This is a genomic window from Acinetobacter sp. CIP 102136 (assembly GCF_000369685.1).
GTDB classification, from domain to species: domain Bacteria; phylum Pseudomonadota; class Gammaproteobacteria; order Pseudomonadales; family Moraxellaceae; genus Acinetobacter; species Acinetobacter fasciculus.
The window spans coordinates 490102-505966 of the sequence record NZ_KB850140.1 but is presented as its reverse complement, the minus strand read 5'-3'; the positions used below and the strand labels follow the sequence as shown (position 1 = coordinate 505966).

Sequence of the window (15865 nt, the reverse complement as noted above, 5' to 3'; positions counted from 1 at the left end):
ATAAATTGGAAGTTATTAATATTCTAACATTAATCATTTCTCTTATGGCTCTGCTCGTAACCTATGCAGTTTTTAAGTCCGATCAGCAACCACAAATTATTATTTTTGCTACCCCTCATTATGGGAAAGAATCCGTAATTCAACTTCATGTTAAAAATATTGGAAAGTCCATCGCTCATAATGTAAAAATATCTAGTGATCGACTGATCCCTCGTGCAGCATTTGGAATTGAAAAATTAAATTCTGAAAAACAATATTTTGAAACTGGAATTTTTAAAAATAGAGTCAAAGTATTCCCACCCAATCAGAGCTATATATAAGATTGGGGCAATATGGGGGCTTAAAAGATTCATTAGATAATTCCCCTATAACATTCACTATTACATATTTGTATAAACACCCTTTGAATCTTTGGAAAACAAAAATCACTGACATCTCTACAATTGATATAAATGAATTAGAATCACTTCCAGCGTCCAATGGAGGATTATTAGAACAATTAAAAAATATCAATAAATCATTAACAACCTTAAATCAAAAGATCGAGAAAAAAGTATAGATAGCTTGATTTCCTAGCTTACAACCCCTACATCTAGATTTAACATAGGAAATAAATCGGCAGACCGACATGACTTTAGAAAAGGCAACTTTGCCTGTTCCACAATTTGATCAGATTACGCTGGCTGAGCTAAAACAAAAAATTGAAAGCTGTATCGCTGAAGGGCAAAAGTTCCTGAATGACCTCACCGAAACGCCTACTACAGTACAGGAGCAGCTGACTACTCTGGAACATGTCGACACGCTTGAAAACAATATGAGTGAGTCTTGGGGCATCTTGTCACATTTAAATGCCGTGATGAACAATGCCGAAACCCGTGATGTCTACCAAGCACTTTTACCGGGTCTTAGCGAATATTATACGCAACTGGGTCAACATACGGCGCTGTATCAGACCTATCAGCATATTTATGATGCGTCGATTTATAGTGAACTGCCGGCAGCGCAGCAAAGCGCCATTAAACTGGCCTTACGTGACTTTAAATTATCTGGGGTGGCGTTAGAGGGTGAAGCGAAAAAACGTTATGCGGAAATTTCGGCACGTCTGTCCCAATTATCTTCCGACTTCTCCAACCATGTGCTAGATGCGACTCAGGCCTATTTCAGACCGCTGAATGAAGATGAGTTAGCGGGTCTATCTTCAAATAATATTGAGCTGTTAAAACAATATGGTCAGCAACGTGGGCTGGATCAACCGGTGGCTACGCTGGATTTCCCGTCTTATCTGGCGATCATGACCCATTCAGAAAATCGCCCTCTGCGTGAAGAACTCTATAAAGCTTATACCACGCGTGCGTCAGATCAGGCTGAACAGAGCGAGTTTGACAATACTGCACTGATCGAAGAAATTCTCAGTTTGCGTCTGGAAATGGCAAAACTGCTTGGCTTTAATAATTATGCGGAATTGTCCTTAGCCAGCAAAATGGCACCAAGTGTAGAGGCCGTAGACGAATTCTTGCGTGATCTGGCAGAGCATGCCCGCGCGCCAGCAGAGAAAGAAATTGCAGAACTGAAAGCGATTGCTGCTGAAGATGACATCCGTGATCTGCAACCGTGGGACAGTGGCTATTATTCTGAAAAGCTGAAAATGCAGCAATTTAATTTGTCACAGGAAGTGCTTAAACCTTACTTCCCTGCACCAAAAATCCTGCAAGGCCTGTTCAGTATTGTGAATCGTCTGTATGGCATTCAAGTCATTGAACGTGCAGCGCCTGTCTGGCATCCAGATGCACGTTATTTTGAACTAGAAGATCAGGGTCAGGTGATTGGCGGTTTCTATTTTGATCTGTATGCACGTCAAGGCAAACGTGGCGGTGCATGGATGAGCGGTTTCCGTTCCCGTATGCAGACCAGTGATGGCTTGCAAAAACCGATTTGTTATATGGTCGGTAACTTTACTCCACCCGTCGGCAATCGCCCTGCACTCCTGACCCATGATGAAGTCATCACCTTGTTCCATGAATTTGGTCATGGCCTACATCATATGCTGACAGAAGTGGACAATATTGCCGTGGCAGGTACCCATGGCGTGGCGTGGGATGCGGTCGAGCTGCCAAGCCAGTTTATGGAATTCTGGGCCTGGGATCAGGAAAGTCTGGATCTGCTCAGTGAACACATCGAAACTCAAGAATCCTTGCCGGCAGAGTTGCTGAAAGCCCTGCTCGATGCACGTTTCTTCCAGTCTGGCATGCAAACCCTGCGTCAGCTTGAATTTGCCCTGTTTGACCTGATTATTCACCGAGCCAATCCCGCTTTAAATGCAACACAGGTTCAGGCGACACTGAATGAGATCCGTGAAAAATATGCGGTTCTACCGACCACCGACTATAACCGTTTCCAGCATAGCTTCAGTCATATTTTTGCCGGCGGTTATGCGGCGGGATATTATTCCTATAAATGGGCCGAAGTTTTGGCCAGTGATGCCTTCGACCGCTTCGAAGATGAAGGTATTTTTAATACCGCTACCGGAAAGCAGTTTCGGGAAAATATCCTCGCAGTTGGCGGAAAAGACACAGCACTTGACGCATTTATCAATTTCCGCGGACGCGAGCCAAAAATAGATGCGTTGCTGCGTCATCAAGGTTGGACGAACCCCTCTAAAAACGCTTAAACTAGCTTTTTAAGTTGATCACAAGGTGAGTATGATGACCATTAAACGTCGTTTCATTGCAGGCGCAAAATGTCCAAAATGTCAGGCGTTAGATCGCGTCGTCATGCTGACCTCTGGTGAAGATGAATGGATCGAATGTATTGAATGTGGTTATGAAGAAAATCGTCCCACACATGTTGATCAACCAGAAACACCAGCTGTTCCAGATGAAGTTGGCGTGATTCAGTTTAAACCTCGTTCAGTAAAATAAAAATCAAGGTTCAAGCTATGTCAGTAGAACAAAGAAATAACCCCAAACTTTTAATGGGGATTATGGGGGCTTTAGTTACTGTCGTTGCATTGGTATTGCTATATCAGTGGTTGAATGCCTCTTCCGGTGAAGCGGAACGCATACATCAGGAAGATATCGCGGCTGTTCCGGCAGCAAAACCTGCGGCGAAAACTGAAGAAGATACGGCGGCAGCGAAAGCACCTGAGACGATCGAAGCTAAAGCACTGGTATCAAATCAGCTGTTAGATGCACCAGTGCCGGAGAATGCCAGTTTGGCCAAAGAAGAAGTGGCTAAATTAGATGACATCCAAGTTCAGCTCAATGAACAAAAAGCCACACTGGATGCGCAGCATAGCGATGCCGACCAGTTGATCCAACTGAAAGAGGAACAGATCAAGTTACTTGAAGCACAACTTGCTCAAAGCCAGTAAATCTCGACAGCATTTCAGCTAGAATATCGTCAGATCTTCTAGCTCAGTTGTTTCCATGTCTCCCCCAGCCGCTCCGCATCTGCTTAAAGCCATTCTGTTACTGACCTGCTCTGCTTTTCTCTTTTCAGTCATGGGCGTGTGTATCCGTTATGCCTCAGCAACGGTTGATAACGCCACCGTGGTCTTCTTTCGCAATTTTGTCGGGCTGTTTATCTTCCTGCCCTTCATTTTCAATAAAGGCATTGGTTTTTTCAAAACTGAAAAACTGTGGATGCACACCTGGCGCGCAGTGGTCGGACTGACGGCCATGTACGGCTTTTTCTATGCCATCGCGCATTTAAAACTCTCCAATGCTATGGTCTTCACCTATTCTTCCCCGATTTTTATTCCACTAATTGCCTGGCTATTTCTCAAGGAAAAAATTACCTCAAGCATGTTAGCCGCAGCTCTGATTGGTTTCGTCGGGGTACTCTGTGTTGCCAAACCGGATTCGGGTCTAATTAACCTGATGTCGGTCATTGGTTTGAGTGCGAGTTTTCTGGCGGCGATGGCCTTTGTCACGGTTCGGGCACTGACTAAAACCGAGTCTCCGGAAAAAATCGTATTTTATTTCTGCTTTATTGGCACCCTGATTTCAGTGATTCCGATGTTCTGGCTATGGCGACCTTATACCCTGACAGAACTCAGCTATCTGATTACTGCCGGCATCCTGGCCAATTTCAGCCAACTATTTATGTCAAATGCCTACAAGCTGGCTCCGGCAGGACAGATTGGACCGGTCAACTATGTGGCGATTTTCTTTGCCGGCATGTGGGGCTTTCTGTTCTGGCAGGAAGTTCCAGACCTTTATAGCCTGATTGGGCTGGGGCTGATTTTCTGTGCGATTCTACTGTGTAGTCCGATCCTGCAAAAGCGCTTGAATTCATCGAAGATCTGATCAAAGAATTCAAATTAAATACAATAAAAAAGCACCCGTAGGTGCTTTTTTATTGCTTTTCTTTTATTGATACCAGCCGAACAGCTTAAAGATATAAGGCACATAGGCAATGATCAGCATCGCAGGCAGCAATACTATCACCGGCAAAATCCAGCGTTCATAACGGTAGTAGAAAGACAAGTGTCGTACTTCTGCATCCGCCTCGGCCACTTCGGCATCGCCAATCGACTGTCTGGCCAGCAGATGATTCAGCGCAACCGGTGGCGTCACATAACCCAGCTCAAAACCAATCAGGGTAATCATCCAGAAATGTACCGGATGAATGCCGTATTGATAGGCCACTGGCGCAACGGTCGCGGAAATCAGAATGACCGCGCCAAATGGATCCATGATCATCCCGACAAAAATCATCAAGCCGACAATCAGTGAAATCACCAGAATGGTACTACTAATATCGGTCGGGAAGGCTTCCATAATTTCAATACGTTCCAGCAAACCACCCACACTCACCGAGAGTGCCATCAGAATGACCAAGGCACCAATATGCCCCACGGTCTCACTGGTCGAAATATGCATAGACTTCCAGAAACCGACATGACGCAGAATTTCTGTCGCTTTCGAACGCTGCACAGCATGATCAACAGCCAGTTCTTTGCCTGGTTGTTCGCTATGTTCAGCCTCACGATATTCTGCATTGGCTGCGGCACCGGCTGTCGCCAGTTCTGGTGTAGATCTTGAGTTTAAAGTTGCGGTCAAGGTTTCATCCCAATGCCCCACTGCCGGCAACGGCGCAGGTTCATGGCGTAACTTGTCGAACAAGACAATCATCAGCAGAATCACAGGCATCATTACCGGTGCGGTAAATTCATTTAGGTCAGTCGACAAGGCATATTTATAGAATAACCAGATCAGAATAAAAATCACGATATAAGGAATAATCGCAATAAAGGCACGACCGGATTGAGGAGCGGCCACAGTAGGTGCGGCAATGCGGAATTTATTTTCTGCAAAGAACAGGGAAATTACCAGGAATAAAGTCGAGCTGAGCAGGAAGACATAAATCCCGTAGTGATAGAGTAAGTCGGTGGTCACTTCTTTATTCAGTGATGCCACCACGACAATCAGCAAGCAAGGACGTAAGACTACGCCCAGTGAACCGGACATTGCGGTGGCGGCCAGTGCAAACTGACGGCGTCCACCCGCATTCCAGACTTCCTTATAAATAATCGCACCTGCGGCAATTACGAAAATCCCTGATGCTCCGGTATAGGCGGTCGGTAATGCCGCTGCCAGCAAGATTAACCAGGTCAGGGTTTCAGGGGCCAGATTCCATGGACGCAGAATATTCAGGAACATGTCCACGACACGGGTCTGTTTTAGCAACATACCGGCCCAGATAAACAAGGCCAAGTTCAGAAAAATACTGGAAAACTCTACCAATTGACCGAGGTAAATCCCCTGTCCCATTGGATAGTCCATAAAAAAGGTGAAATTTATTCCGGTAGTAATGGCCATATAGGCATACAGCGGCACACTCAAAAAGGCCAGACCAAAACTGCCACCTTCGCGCGTTGGTTTTGGCTGTTTGATCACCTGATACAGGCTGATCAAGGTGAGTGTGCTGAACAAAATCATCCACAACCAGTAGATGTACTTCATCTCCCCCATCGGCACGCCCGAGTTCAATACGGACTGATATTGGCTATAGGATGAAAATGCCAGGAAAGCATTAGCGACCAGCATGGCGACCGAATAAACTTTAAAGTCGATACGCGTGCTCGGGCTACGCAAGCCAATATGATGGGTTTTTAGAGTGGCACTGATCGCAGCAAAGACCACCATGATGACCAGAAGCAAAGCCCGGTTTTCCGTACCAAACTTGAAGATGCCAAAGAAAGAGGTTTCAAAGGTCCGATAAGCCCGAATACTTGGATGTGCTTGCACATGTTGAATGGCTTTATCATAAAACAGGTAGGATTCTTCACAGACCTGCTGTGCCTGTAACACCGCAGCACGGACATCCGCTTCCGAACGCACCCCGAAGAAGTCGGCATATTCATCGGCTGCATCGGCTTTTATCTGCTGCTGAACGCGTTGATCGACATTAATATTGCGTTCACATTGTGGACGCGTCGGCTCAGCCCTTAAAAATGAATATTGCATTCCTGTTGCCGGATCGCCGTAAATACGCTCCCCCATACGCAGCAACTGGCCGTGAATCATTTCCCCGGTGCCAATAATCAAAGTGAGCAAAAGTAAAACCAGCACGACGAAGGTCGAGATCCACTCTGTCCATATATAACGCAACAGACCTAATCCTGATCTGTTTTGATCATTATTTTGCATGTTTATTCCTATTTTTATTTTAGCGGCCTGATGCTTGGTCTAGGACGCTGATCTTCCCTTCTGCCTAGAAAATTCCTTTTCAAAGGTCAGGATCTTTATTCTATGTTTTGACTTTGCATGAAAATTGGCACAATAAAAATGACAATTTATATTTTCTTTTTGTATTTTCTGCCAAGTAAATTATTTATCTCTGCCCTTTAATTATCCCGAAAATAATTGCTCACAATATAGATCAGCGCCAGAATCACGCCCCAAATCACCCCAAGTAAATGTGCCTCAACCAAAACCGGACTACCGATCAGCTGCGCCGTTCCGACATTGCCAATGGTGTTTTCCCAGACCAGTTTGGCAAAAATCAAAAATAATACCAGCGCCGCAAAGCCGCGTTCCCGCTTATACAGCAAATGTACACAGGCTACGGCGACATAGGCACCATGCAGCACGCCCGACAGGCCAGCATAGGCTTCAATATTGGGCAAGAAAAAATAAAAACTTAAACTGATCAACGGCGGCAAGATCAGCAAAATGGCAGAGAAATGCCACACGGTAGCGCGTGGAAAAATGAAAGGTAAACAGATAAAGGCGAGAATGTTTAGAAAATAATGAATCCAGCCCACATGTACCCAGTGCGCTGTCCAGAGTCGCCAGAATTCACCCAGCAGACTCTCTTGCCAGTAGATAAAATGATCCTGAAAAATTTGCAGACATGCAGAGAGAGAGACAAAAGCCGCTAGAAAAATAATTTTTCGTCGAAAATGTTGATCTAGCATCGGCCTGTTGTCCTCCCTGACCATCTAATTTGACTTCATCCCTGAAGCTTCATGCATAGTATCTGCATTACAGATCCGCACTGAACAGATCATCGAGCTCGGAAGAACTGTCGGATTCATCCCAGAAACGTTGCATGCCATCATCGCCACTACGTATACCAGTATTTTCTGTCCAGTAACGATCTGATATGCCACTGACCATAATCGCGGCCATGCTGTCAATCAGCTTGAATTGCGGATTTACCGGTTTTTCCTCCGTACGGGCCTGAGCAAAGGTTTTCAAGGCATCCCGAACTTTGGCATCATCGCCACTGGCCTGAGCCGCTACGGCATACAAGGCATGAGATAAACGTACACCTTTTTGCTCACCAATTTGTGTAGATTGTTTTAATGTTTGGTAAGGGTCAGGCTTGCCTTCCCCTGCGCCTGGCAACAAAGTCCAGATCACCGCACGGGTGGCATTCGGCGCACCCCAGAATTTCGCGTTATCCAGACACACCATGCCACGCTCGACCACGGCAGCAATATCTTTCGGTACATGCACTGCACCACCCGAGTTAATATCATTGGTCATGGCCTGCAAGCCACTGAGCATACCCAACAGATAAACCGTTTGCTCGATATCACTGTTCATGCGTGGGCATTCTTCACCCAGGGCTTTTTGGTATTTCTTTTCATAACGGCTCTGGAACAGTTGATAACCGGTATATTGACGCTGTGCTGCCAGTGCCGCCCAGCGCTTCTGCTCGATTCGGGCATCTTGAGCTTCTGCCACCTGATTGGTTTTTGAAGCACGTAAATAGCGTAACTCGGCTTCCAGCGCTTTTTGCTCGGCACAAATACCGGCAGCCGAATACATCAGCACGGCCACCCGTGTTGGATCCGCCCCCATTTCTTTGGTCGCCATAATGGCCGGCGTTAAAGAATTCCCTGAATTACACACCATTTCAGCATCATCCATCGCTAAAATCGGCGGTACAATATGGTTTTCGGTGAAACCCAGTGCAACATTGGCACCGGTTTTAATGACCTGAGAACACCCCGTCAAAACTGTTGTTGTTATTGCAATGGTCGCCATACCTTGGCATATTTTACGGACGTCTGACATTTTCCTGTCCTCTATAATTGTGATTATGTCCATCTTTCTGCTAAAGATATCAGAAGCATTTTGTGAATAAAAGAGTATTTACTCTAATTTAGACGAGACACTTTGCCATTAAATAGCCGCGCTGCAATTGACTGTATTTAGAAGAATCCCAAATTTTGGGCAAAAAAAAGTAGCATTGCGACGGTTCAGCACATGCTACTTATTAACTGTACAAGCAGAAAAATGATAAAACCCTGCTTGATTAAGATGAAAATTTATCCTTCAGCACCGATCCAGAATCGTCCGATCACCAGAGCCAAAACAATCGCTATAATCAGAAAAATCCACACTGGAAATTCCATCAGGGTTTCCCGTAGTTGCTGTCGGTGAGTTAAATGTACAGGCTGAAAATAAAACACAGGGAATAAATTGTCAGACAATTTCTCTAAGTCATGAATTAACCGTGTTTTTTGTCTAACAATAAAAATAGAAAGTTGATCTAAATATTTGTTTTATAATTATTTTAATCAAATAATTAAAATGCGTTTGTCTTACAACTAAATTAATTTAGTCAATAATTTTAAGTATTTCCATTGTTTGAAGGACAATTGATCACACCAGATCAGTAAAGGTCGCGCCTTGGCATGCTGGAAATACACCACAATATACGCCTGATGATCAATCACGTGACTAATACATACCCGACGGGTCGGTCGTGCTTTGGCGGTCAATGACCATTCACGTCCATCCAGATATTCAAACTGCTCAATCTGTGGCGTCTTGCGGTAAAACAGCTGATAAATCACCAAGCCTATGACAGCACACACTGCCCAAAGTGCAATCGGTAATAACTGATACAATAGATACATCAGCAGTGCAAAAATAAAAAACTGAAACGCCAATGCACACAGACTGCGTTTCAGCTTGAAGCAACGATTATCCATGAACGTAAAATTTAAGCTTCTTGATAAAATCTTTTAGTTCAGGACGCGGCGGCTCAGACACTTCCATAAACCAGTCCAGCAAATCCGGGTCTTCCTGCTCAACCAGCTCTGCAAACATCTGTTTTTCGAAAGGCTCGGCATTCAGGTAATGGTTTTTTACGTAGGGATCAAAATATACATCCAGTTCTTTTAGACCACGACGCGCACGATAAATCACTTTGCGCTCTTCTAAGCTAATGTCATCAGTCATCGAATTTCCCCCACTCGTTATAAACCCGAATAGTTTACCTGAAGCGCTGGCTGAATTTCGAGGGATTTCATAGAAATGACCAAAAGCATCAGCAGATTTAAGTCATTTGAACATTCCGCTCATTGCTGCTGATCTTGGCATGACCTAAGTTAAACCAAACAGATCAAAATAAGGAATAACAAGATGCAATCTGCAGCCATTCGCCCACTTGCCTCGATGCTGCCGCGCCAACTCTTTACTACCGAACATGATGCTTTTCGCGAGACGGTACGTAAATTTTATGAAAAAGAAGTCATTCCACATACCGAGCGTTATGAAAGTCAGCAGCATGTAGATCGAGAGCTGTGGAATAAAGCCGGTGAGCTTGGATTGCTCTGCGCTACCATGCCTGAGGAATATGGCGGCTCTGGCGTAGACCGGCTGTATAGCATGATTTTGATTGAGGAACAGGCGTATGCTGGAGATTCAGCAACCGGATTTTCATTGCATTCGGATATTGTTGCCAATTATCTGCTGAATTTTGGTAATAAAGATCAAAAACAGCAATGGCTACCCAAAATGGCCTCTGGAGAGGTCGTCACCGCGATTGCCATGACCGAACCGGGAACTGGCTCTGACCTGCAAGCAGTCCGTACATCTGCTGTATTGGATGGCGATGACTATGTGATTAATGGTTCCAAGATTTTTATTACCAATGGCTATCTCTGTGACATGGCGATTGTGGTCTGTAAAACCGGCAATAATGACAAAGGTTCAGCCAATCTTTCATTGATTATGGTCGAAGCAGAGCGTGCCGGATTTAGTAAGGGCAAGCCGCTGAATAAAATTGGCATGAAAGGTCAGGATACCTGCGAACTATTCTTTGACAATGTTCGGGTACCCACAGAAAACCTGCTCGGTCTGGAAGGCATGGGCTTTATGATGCTGATGAAAGAACTGGCTTGGGAACGCCTGATTGTGGCGATTATCTGTCAGGCAGGCGCTGAAGCCGCTTTTGCCCATACAGTGAAATATACCAAGGAACGTCAGGCATTTGGCAAGAGCATCAGCCATTTTCAAAATACCCGTTTTAAACTGGCAGAACTACGTACCGAGATCGATGTGTGCCGCACTTATCTGGATCACTGTATGCAGCTGCAACTCAAGCACGAACTAGGCATAGATGCCGCTGCGGCGGCCAAATACAAGATTTCAGAAATGTACAGCAAAGTCGTTGATGAATGCCTGCAATTGCATGGCGGCTATGGTTATATGCTGGAATATCCGATTGCCCGGGCTTATATCGATAACCGTGCCAACCGGATTTATGCCGGTACCAACGAAATCATGAAAGAACTCATCGCCCGTTCACTTTAAAATGGATGCATAAAAAAGGAGTCTCTCAGGGCTCCTTTTTCTGTATGCAAAAATATAAATTTAAGAGACCAAACGCGGTTTATGCTTTAAAGCATTGCTGTTTTTTCTAAATTTCAGTACACCATCTTCAAACGAAGCCTGTTTGAGCTCCTTACGGTCTGCCAGATAATTATTGCTGACTTTCCACGGAGCCTGTTTGCCTTGCTTTGGCATGACGTCTGCAGCCCGGGCAATATAACCCGAACTGAGACTGCCCATGACGGTATCCTGAAGCAATTCACTCTGATCTCCCTGAGGAATTACCTGTGCATAACCTTGCTGATCCATATAGTTCAACAGACGGCAAATATATTCTGCTGCAATGTCGACTTTAAGCGTCCAGGAGGCATTAATATAGCCAATAATCAGCGCCATATTTGGTATATCACTGACCATGATGCCTCTATACAGCATATGCTGTGAGGTATCGATAGGCTGACCATCCATCGTCGCCTGAATCCCGCCGAGGATTTGAATATTCAGACCCGTTGCAGAAACAATAATATCAGCATCCAGATGTTGACCTGATTTCAGCTGAATTCCAGTTTCGGTCAAGGTTTCTATCTGATCCGTTGCAACCGATGCCTGCCCTTCACGTAAAATTTCAAACAGATCCCCATCCGGCACCACACAGAGACGCTGATCCCAAGGTTCATAATTCGGGGTAAAGTGCTTCATGTCCACTTTACCTTTCAGCTGGAATTGCACCGATTTAAGCAAAAGTGATTTTAATAATTTTGGCTGTTTCTGTGCCAAAGCATAAATCCCGCGCTGCATGCCGATATTACGCGCACGTGTCAGCTTGTAGGCGACCTCCTCAGGCAGATATTTACGCATTTTTGAATAAATAAAATCTACCGAGGGTACAGAGGCAATATAAGTTGGAGAACGTTGCAACATGGTCACATGTCCTGCTCCGCCTTTCACCATCGCAGGAACCAAGGTAATCGCGGTCGCACCACTACCAATAATCACTACCTTTTTGCATTCATAGTTTAAATTTTCCGGCCAATGTTGCGGATGAATAAACTCACCTTTGAACGCATCTTGATTTGGAAACTCCGGCTGGAAGCCTTGGTCATAATTGTAATAACCAGTACAACCCAGTACAAAGTTGGCGATCCAGATCTGCTTCTTGCCGAGTGCATCCTCGATCTCCACTGACCATTTGCAGGTTGTAGAATCATAATTGGCACTTAAGACCCGATGCTGAAAATGGATTTTCGACTGTAGCTTAAACTCATCCACCACTTCAGCCAGATAATTTTTGATAGATGCGCCATCGGCAAGCACGCTTTCTTTCTTCCAGGGTTTAAAATTAAAACCAAAAGTCGACATATCCGAATCAGAACGAATCCCCGGATATTTAAACAGGTCCCACGTTCCGCCAATACTTTCGCGGCGTTCAATAATCTCAAAAGAGCGTTTTGGACAATGTTTAGAAAGATGCGCTGCCAGACCAATCCCCGAGATCCCCGCACCCACAATTAAAATATCTACCTGCTTTTCCATGTTGTTCTTTTACCTAAGCGATGCTATCTGTTTTTATTAAATCACAAAACTGACAATACACAATGTCAAGTTAATTAAAAAGCCACTATTTTTTTATCTTTTCAGGCCAGATCAGTTATATGGAACCCAATCACTCTCAATTAAAATATACAGACAATAAAAAAGGCCGGTTTATTCAACCGACCTTTTCGAACAACTTGCGTTATTCTTCACGAAGTTAGTTAACTTCGCGATCTACTAGCTCAACGTAAGCCATCGGTGCAGCATCACCTGCACGAAAGCCCGCTTTAAGAACACGTAGATAACCGCCGTTACGCTCTTTGTAACGAGGGCCAAGAACGGTAAATAATTTACCAACAGTTGCTGCTGAACGAGTACGAGCAAACGCCAAACGACGGTTTGCTACTGTATCGTTTTTAGCTAAAGTGATTAAAGGCTCAGCTACACGACGTAACTCTTTAGCTTTAGGCACAGTTGTTTTGATCAACTCGTGCTCGAACAAAGAGTTAGCCATGTTTTGGAACATCGCTTTACGATGACTGCTTGTACGGCCTAATTTCACACCACTATTACGATGACGCATGGTGATAGTCCTACTTAATTAACGGCTACGATAGGCGAAACGATCGTCCATACGGAGACTAGCCGGTGGCCAGTTCTCTAAACGCATGCCGAGTTGTAAGCCTTTAGAAGCCAGAACATCTTTGATCTCAGTAAGCGATTTTTTACCCAAGTTAGGAGTTTTAAGCAACTCAACTTCGGTACGCTGTACAAGATCACCAATGTAGTAAATGTTTTCTGCTTTCAAACAGTTAGCAGAACGAACAGTTAGCTCTAGATCATCTACTGGGCGAAGCAAGATTGGGTCAACTTCTTCACGAGGCTCTTGAGCAACAGGTGCTTGATCTTTCTGAAGGTCAACGAAGATCGCAATTTGTTGCTGCAAAATAGTTGCAGCTTTGCGGATCGCTTCTTCAGGATCTACAGTACCGTTAGTTTCAAGATCAATGATCAGTTTATCAAGGTCAGTACGTTGTTCTACACGCGCGTTTTCCACGGTGTATGAAACACGTTTGATTGGGCTGTAAGACGCATCTAACTGCAAGCGACCCACTGGGCGAGTTTCGCCTTCAGGGAAGCGTGAATCAGAAGTCTCGTAGCCACGACCTTGAGCCACTTTCAGACGCATTTTCAATGAGCCTGAGGCACTTAAAGTACCGATCAAATGTTCAGGGTTAACCACTTCAACATTATGAGGTAAACGAAGGTCAGCCGCAGTTACGTCGCCTGCACCTTGTTTCTCTAATGTTAAATAAGCTTCATTTTGATCGAACAGCTTAATCGACAATCCTTTTAGGTTCAGCAAGAGCTCGACGATGTCCTGCTGCAAGCCTTCCAAAGTACTGTACTCGTGCTCGACCCCTTCAATCTCAACTTCTACCACAGCTGCGCCAGGTAGAGAAGAAAGAAGGATGCGACGTAAAGCATTACCAAGAGTATGACCAAAGCCACGCTCTAATGGTTCTAGAATAACTTTTGCCGAGGTCCCGCTTGCCGCTTCGACCTTGATCGCTTGCGGAGTTAGAAACTCATTTGCAGTACGCGTCATATTGCTTCCTCAAGGATTATTTAGAATACAATTCTACAATCAAGCTTTCGTTGATTTCAGCAGGTAAATCAGAACGATCCGGTGCAGCTTTGAACGTACCTTCTAATTTAGAATGGTCAATTTCCATCCAAGAAGGCATGCCACGTTGAGTAGCTAATTCAATTGCGTTTTTGATACGTAATTGTTGCTTAGCGCCTTCGTGAACTGCGATCACATCACCCGCTTTAACTTGGATAGACGCAATGTTAACACGACGGCCATTCAAAGTGATGCTACGGTGAGATACTAACTGACGAGCTTCTGCACGAGTAGAACCGAAACCCATACGATAAACAACGTTATCAAGACGGCTTTCAAGTAGCTTCAACAGGTTTTCACCAGTTGCGCCTTTAACACGAGCAGCTTCTTTATAGTAGTTACTAAATTGACGCTCTAAAACACCGTACATGCGACGTACTTTTTGTTTTTCACGTAATTGTAGTGAGTACTCAGATTGTTTACCACCACGAGCCCCGCCGTGTTGGCCAGGAACTTTCGCATGTTTTTTTGTCTTAACATCAAACGGTTTAACGCCTGATTTAAGTTGCAGGTCTGTCCCTTCGCGACGAGAGAGTTTGCATTTTGGACCAATATAACGAGCCATGAATGTTTCTCCTTACACGCGACGTTTTTTAGGTGGACGGCAACCGTTGTGCGGGATTGGCGTCACATCGGTAATGCTGTTAATTTTATAACCCACTGCACCTAAAGCACGAACCGCAGATTCACGACCAGGACCAGGACCTTTTACAAGGACGTCCAAGTTTTTCAAACCGTAGTCTAAAGCAGCTTTACCAGCAACTTCAGCAGCTACCTGAGCAGCGAACGGAGTTGATTTACGTGATCCACGGAAGCCTTGTCCACCTGAAGTGGCCCAAGCCAGTGCATTACCTTGACGATCGGTAATAGTCACAATGGTGTTATTAAAAGAAGCGTGAATGTGTGCGACACCTTCAGAGACGGTACGAGTGACCTTCTTGCGTGCGCGAGTATCTTTAGCCATCTTTTAGCTTCCAGAAATCTTATTTCTTAATAGGTTTGCGCGGACCTTTACGGGTACGAGCGTTAGTTTTGGTACGTTGACCGCGGACAGGCAAGCTGCGACGATGACGAAGACCGCGGTAGCAGCCTAAATCCATTAAACGTTTAATGTTCATGGAAATTTCGCGACGTAAATCACCTTCGGTCGGAACCTTAGCAACTTCTGCACGAATCGCATCAAGCTGAGCGTCATCTAATTCACGGATCTTAGTAGTTGGAGCAATACCAGCAGCAGCTAAGATAGCTTTTGAAGTATGGCGACCAATACCAAAGATATACGTTAGAGAGATAACAGCGTGCTTGTTATCCGGAATGTTTACACCGGCAATACGAGCCATTCAATTTTCTCCAAAAAGGCAGTAGATAATCAACCGCCCCACAAAAATCTTGAGGGGCGGATAATAACCTAATTCGCCTACAGAAATCAACAGGTCTTAATCAGATTAACCTTGACGCTGCTTATGACGAGGTTCTGCGCTACAAATTACGCGGATAACCCCATTACGACGGATAACTTTACAGCTACCACAAATTTTCTTAACAGAAGCTTGTACTTTCATGATGA

19 protein-coding genes are annotated in these 15865 nt (G+C 44.8%); 6 read left to right on the top strand and 13 right to left on the bottom strand.

Annotation, left to right across the window (positions count from 1 at the left end):
• The first annotated feature begins 5 nt into the window (after positions 1-5).
• The 5 genes from F893_RS02670 (at position 6) to F893_RS02645 (ending at position 4307) form a co-directional block, all read left to right on the top strand.
• On the top strand, positions 6-320 hold the full coding sequence (locus tag F893_RS02670; RefSeq protein ID WP_005101167.1) for a hypothetical protein: 315 nt from the start codon (positions 6-8) through the stop codon (positions 318-320).
• A gap of 308 nt (positions 321-628) precedes the next feature.
• Positions 629-2668 carry a M3 family metallopeptidase gene (locus F893_RS02660; RefSeq protein ID WP_005249921.1) on the top strand — a complete coding sequence of 680 codons (2040 nt, stop codon included), beginning with the start codon at positions 629-631 and terminating at the stop codon, positions 2666-2668.
• A 40-nt stretch (positions 2669-2708) separates the two neighbouring features.
• The gene (locus F893_RS02655; RefSeq protein WP_171054337.1) at positions 2709-2918 is read left to right on the top strand and encodes a YheV family putative zinc ribbon protein; all 210 of its coding nucleotides are present in this window, start codon (positions 2709-2711) and stop codon (positions 2916-2918) included.
• A gap of 17 nt (positions 2919-2935) precedes the next feature.
• Positions 2936-3370, top strand: coding sequence for a restriction endonuclease subunit S domain-containing protein (locus F893_RS02650; protein ID WP_005101172.1), 435 nt, complete (start codon positions 2936-2938; stop codon positions 3368-3370).
• Positions 3371-3425: 55 nt separating this feature from the next.
• The gene (locus tag F893_RS02645; RefSeq protein WP_005249918.1) at positions 3426-4307 is read left to right on the top strand and encodes a DMT family transporter; all 882 of its coding nucleotides are present in this window, start codon (positions 3426-3428) and stop codon (positions 4305-4307) included.
• A 63-nt stretch (positions 4308-4370) separates the two neighbouring features.
• On the opposite strand, the gene F893_RS02640 is transcribed toward F893_RS02645, so the two are convergent.
• The 6 genes from F893_RS02640 to F893_RS02620 form a co-directional block, all read right to left on the bottom strand.
• Positions 4371-6653, bottom strand: coding sequence for a TRAP transporter large permease subunit (locus F893_RS02640; RefSeq protein WP_005249916.1), 2283 nt, complete (start codon positions 6651-6653; stop codon positions 4371-4373).
• A 197-nt stretch (positions 6654-6850) separates the two neighbouring features.
• Entirely contained in the window at positions 6851-7423 is a 573-nt protein-coding gene (gene rrtA / locus F893_RS02635; RefSeq protein ID WP_005249914.1) for a rhombosortase, read from the bottom strand.
• Positions 7424-7490: 67 nt separating this feature from the next.
• On the bottom strand, positions 7491-8531 hold the full coding sequence (locus F893_RS02630) for a hypothetical protein (protein ID WP_004281480.1): 1041 nt from the start codon (positions 8529-8531) through the stop codon (positions 7491-7493).
• A 254-nt stretch (positions 8532-8785) separates the two neighbouring features.
• Positions 8786-8950, bottom strand: a complete 165-nt coding sequence (locus F893_RS18060) for a hypothetical protein (RefSeq protein WP_171066758.1) — start codon at positions 8948-8950, stop codon at positions 8786-8788.
• A 117-nt stretch (positions 8951-9067) separates the two neighbouring features.
• Positions 9068-9454 (bottom strand): hypothetical protein, encoded by a 387-nt coding sequence (locus F893_RS02625; protein ID WP_005249912.1) that lies wholly within the window; start codon positions 9452-9454, stop codon positions 9068-9070.
• Positions 9447-9704: an FAD assembly factor SdhE gene (locus F893_RS02620; RefSeq protein ID WP_004281484.1), complete on the bottom strand. Its 258-nt coding sequence runs from the start codon at positions 9702-9704 to the stop codon at positions 9447-9449. The genes F893_RS02625 and F893_RS02620 overlap by 8 nt, the downstream gene beginning before the upstream one ends.
• A gap of 183 nt (positions 9705-9887) precedes the next feature.
• Here F893_RS02620 and F893_RS02615 point away from each other — a divergent pair, with 183 nt between their 5' ends.
• Positions 9888-11060, top strand: a complete 1173-nt coding sequence (locus F893_RS02615; protein ID WP_005249910.1) for an acyl-CoA dehydrogenase family protein — start codon at positions 9888-9890, stop codon at positions 11058-11060.
• A gap of 60 nt (positions 11061-11120) precedes the next feature.
• On the opposite strand, the gene F893_RS02610 is transcribed toward F893_RS02615, so the two are convergent.
• The 7 genes from F893_RS02610 to rpmJ all read right to left on the bottom strand — a co-directional run bounded on the left by F893_RS02610 (position 11121) and on the right by rpmJ (position 15860).
• Positions 11121-12611 (bottom strand): flavin-containing monooxygenase, encoded by a 1491-nt coding sequence (locus F893_RS02610; protein ID WP_005249907.1) that lies wholly within the window; start codon positions 12609-12611, stop codon positions 11121-11123.
• Positions 12612-12828: 217 nt separating this feature from the next.
• Positions 12829-13194: a 50S ribosomal protein L17 gene (rplQ, locus tag F893_RS02605; RefSeq protein ID WP_004281488.1), complete on the bottom strand. Its 366-nt coding sequence runs from the start codon at positions 13192-13194 to the stop codon at positions 12829-12831.
• 18 nt (positions 13195-13212) lie between these two features.
• Entirely contained in the window at positions 13213-14220 is a 1008-nt protein-coding gene (locus F893_RS02600; protein WP_004281489.1) for a DNA-directed RNA polymerase subunit alpha, read from the bottom strand.
• A 16-nt stretch (positions 14221-14236) separates the two neighbouring features.
• Positions 14237-14863 (bottom strand): 30S ribosomal protein S4, encoded by a 627-nt coding sequence (rpsD, locus tag F893_RS02595; protein WP_004281490.1) that lies wholly within the window; start codon positions 14861-14863, stop codon positions 14237-14239.
• 12 nt (positions 14864-14875) lie between these two features.
• The gene (gene rpsK, locus F893_RS02590; RefSeq protein ID WP_004281491.1) at positions 14876-15262 is read right to left on the bottom strand and encodes a 30S ribosomal protein S11; all 387 of its coding nucleotides are present in this window, start codon (positions 15260-15262) and stop codon (positions 14876-14878) included.
• A gap of 19 nt (positions 15263-15281) precedes the next feature.
• Positions 15282-15638: a 30S ribosomal protein S13 gene (gene rpsM / locus F893_RS02585; RefSeq protein ID WP_004281492.1), complete on the bottom strand. Its 357-nt coding sequence runs from the start codon at positions 15636-15638 to the stop codon at positions 15282-15284.
• A 105-nt stretch (positions 15639-15743) separates the two neighbouring features.
• Complete coding sequence (gene rpmJ, locus F893_RS17290; protein WP_000867907.1) at positions 15744-15860, bottom strand: 50S ribosomal protein L36; 117 nt, start codon at positions 15858-15860, stop codon at positions 15744-15746.
• Positions 15861-15865 lie beyond the last annotated feature (5 nt).

What these genes read in the sequence shown, in the direction of transcription:
- F893_RS02660 (WP_005249921.1), top strand. Translation starts at nt 629, where the DNA reads ATGACTTTAGAAAAGGCAACTTTGCCTGTTCCACAATTTGATCAGATT.
- F893_RS02650 (WP_005101172.1), top strand. Translation starts at nt 2,936, where the DNA reads ATGTCAGTAGAACAAAGAAATAACCCCAAACTTTTAATGGGGATTATG.
- F893_RS02645 (WP_005249918.1), top strand. Translation starts at nt 3,426, where the DNA reads ATGTCTCCCCCAGCCGCTCCGCATCTGCTTAAAGCCATTCTGTTACTG.
- F893_RS02640 (WP_005249916.1), bottom strand. Translation starts at nt 6,653, where the DNA reads ATGCAAAATAATGATCAAAACAGATCAGGATTAGGTCTGTTGCGTTAT.
- rrtA (WP_005249914.1), bottom strand. Translation starts at nt 7,423, where the DNA reads ATGCTAGATCAACATTTTCGACGAAAAATTATTTTTCTAGCGGCTTTT.
- F893_RS02630 (WP_004281480.1), bottom strand. Translation starts at nt 8,531, where the DNA reads ATGTCAGACGTCCGTAAAATATGCCAAGGTATGGCGACCATTGCAATA.
- F893_RS02625 (WP_005249912.1), bottom strand. Translation starts at nt 9,454, where the DNA reads ATGGATAATCGTTGCTTCAAGCTGAAACGCAGTCTGTGTGCATTGGCG.
- F893_RS02620 (WP_004281484.1), bottom strand. Translation starts at nt 9,704, where the DNA reads ATGACTGATGACATTAGCTTAGAAGAGCGCAAAGTGATTTATCGTGCG.
- F893_RS02615 (WP_005249910.1), top strand. Translation starts at nt 9,888, where the DNA reads ATGCAATCTGCAGCCATTCGCCCACTTGCCTCGATGCTGCCGCGCCAA.
- F893_RS02610 (WP_005249907.1), bottom strand. Translation starts at nt 12,611, where the DNA reads ATGGAAAAGCAGGTAGATATTTTAATTGTGGGTGCGGGGATCTCGGGG.
- rplQ (WP_004281488.1), bottom strand. Translation starts at nt 13,194, where the DNA reads ATGCGTCATCGTAATAGTGGTGTGAAATTAGGCCGTACAAGCAGTCAT.
- F893_RS02600 (WP_004281489.1), bottom strand. Translation starts at nt 14,220, where the DNA reads ATGACGCGTACTGCAAATGAGTTTCTAACTCCGCAAGCGATCAAGGTC.
- rpsD (WP_004281490.1), bottom strand. Translation starts at nt 14,863, where the DNA reads ATGGCTCGTTATATTGGTCCAAAATGCAAACTCTCTCGTCGCGAAGGG.
- rpsK (WP_004281491.1), bottom strand. Translation starts at nt 15,262, where the DNA reads ATGGCTAAAGATACTCGCGCACGCAAGAAGGTCACTCGTACCGTCTCT.
- rpsM (WP_004281492.1), bottom strand. Translation starts at nt 15,638, where the DNA reads ATGGCTCGTATTGCCGGTGTAAACATTCCGGATAACAAGCACGCTGTT.
- rpmJ (WP_000867907.1), bottom strand. Translation starts at nt 15,860, where the DNA reads ATGAAAGTACAAGCTTCTGTTAAGAAAATTTGTGGTAGCTGTAAAGTT.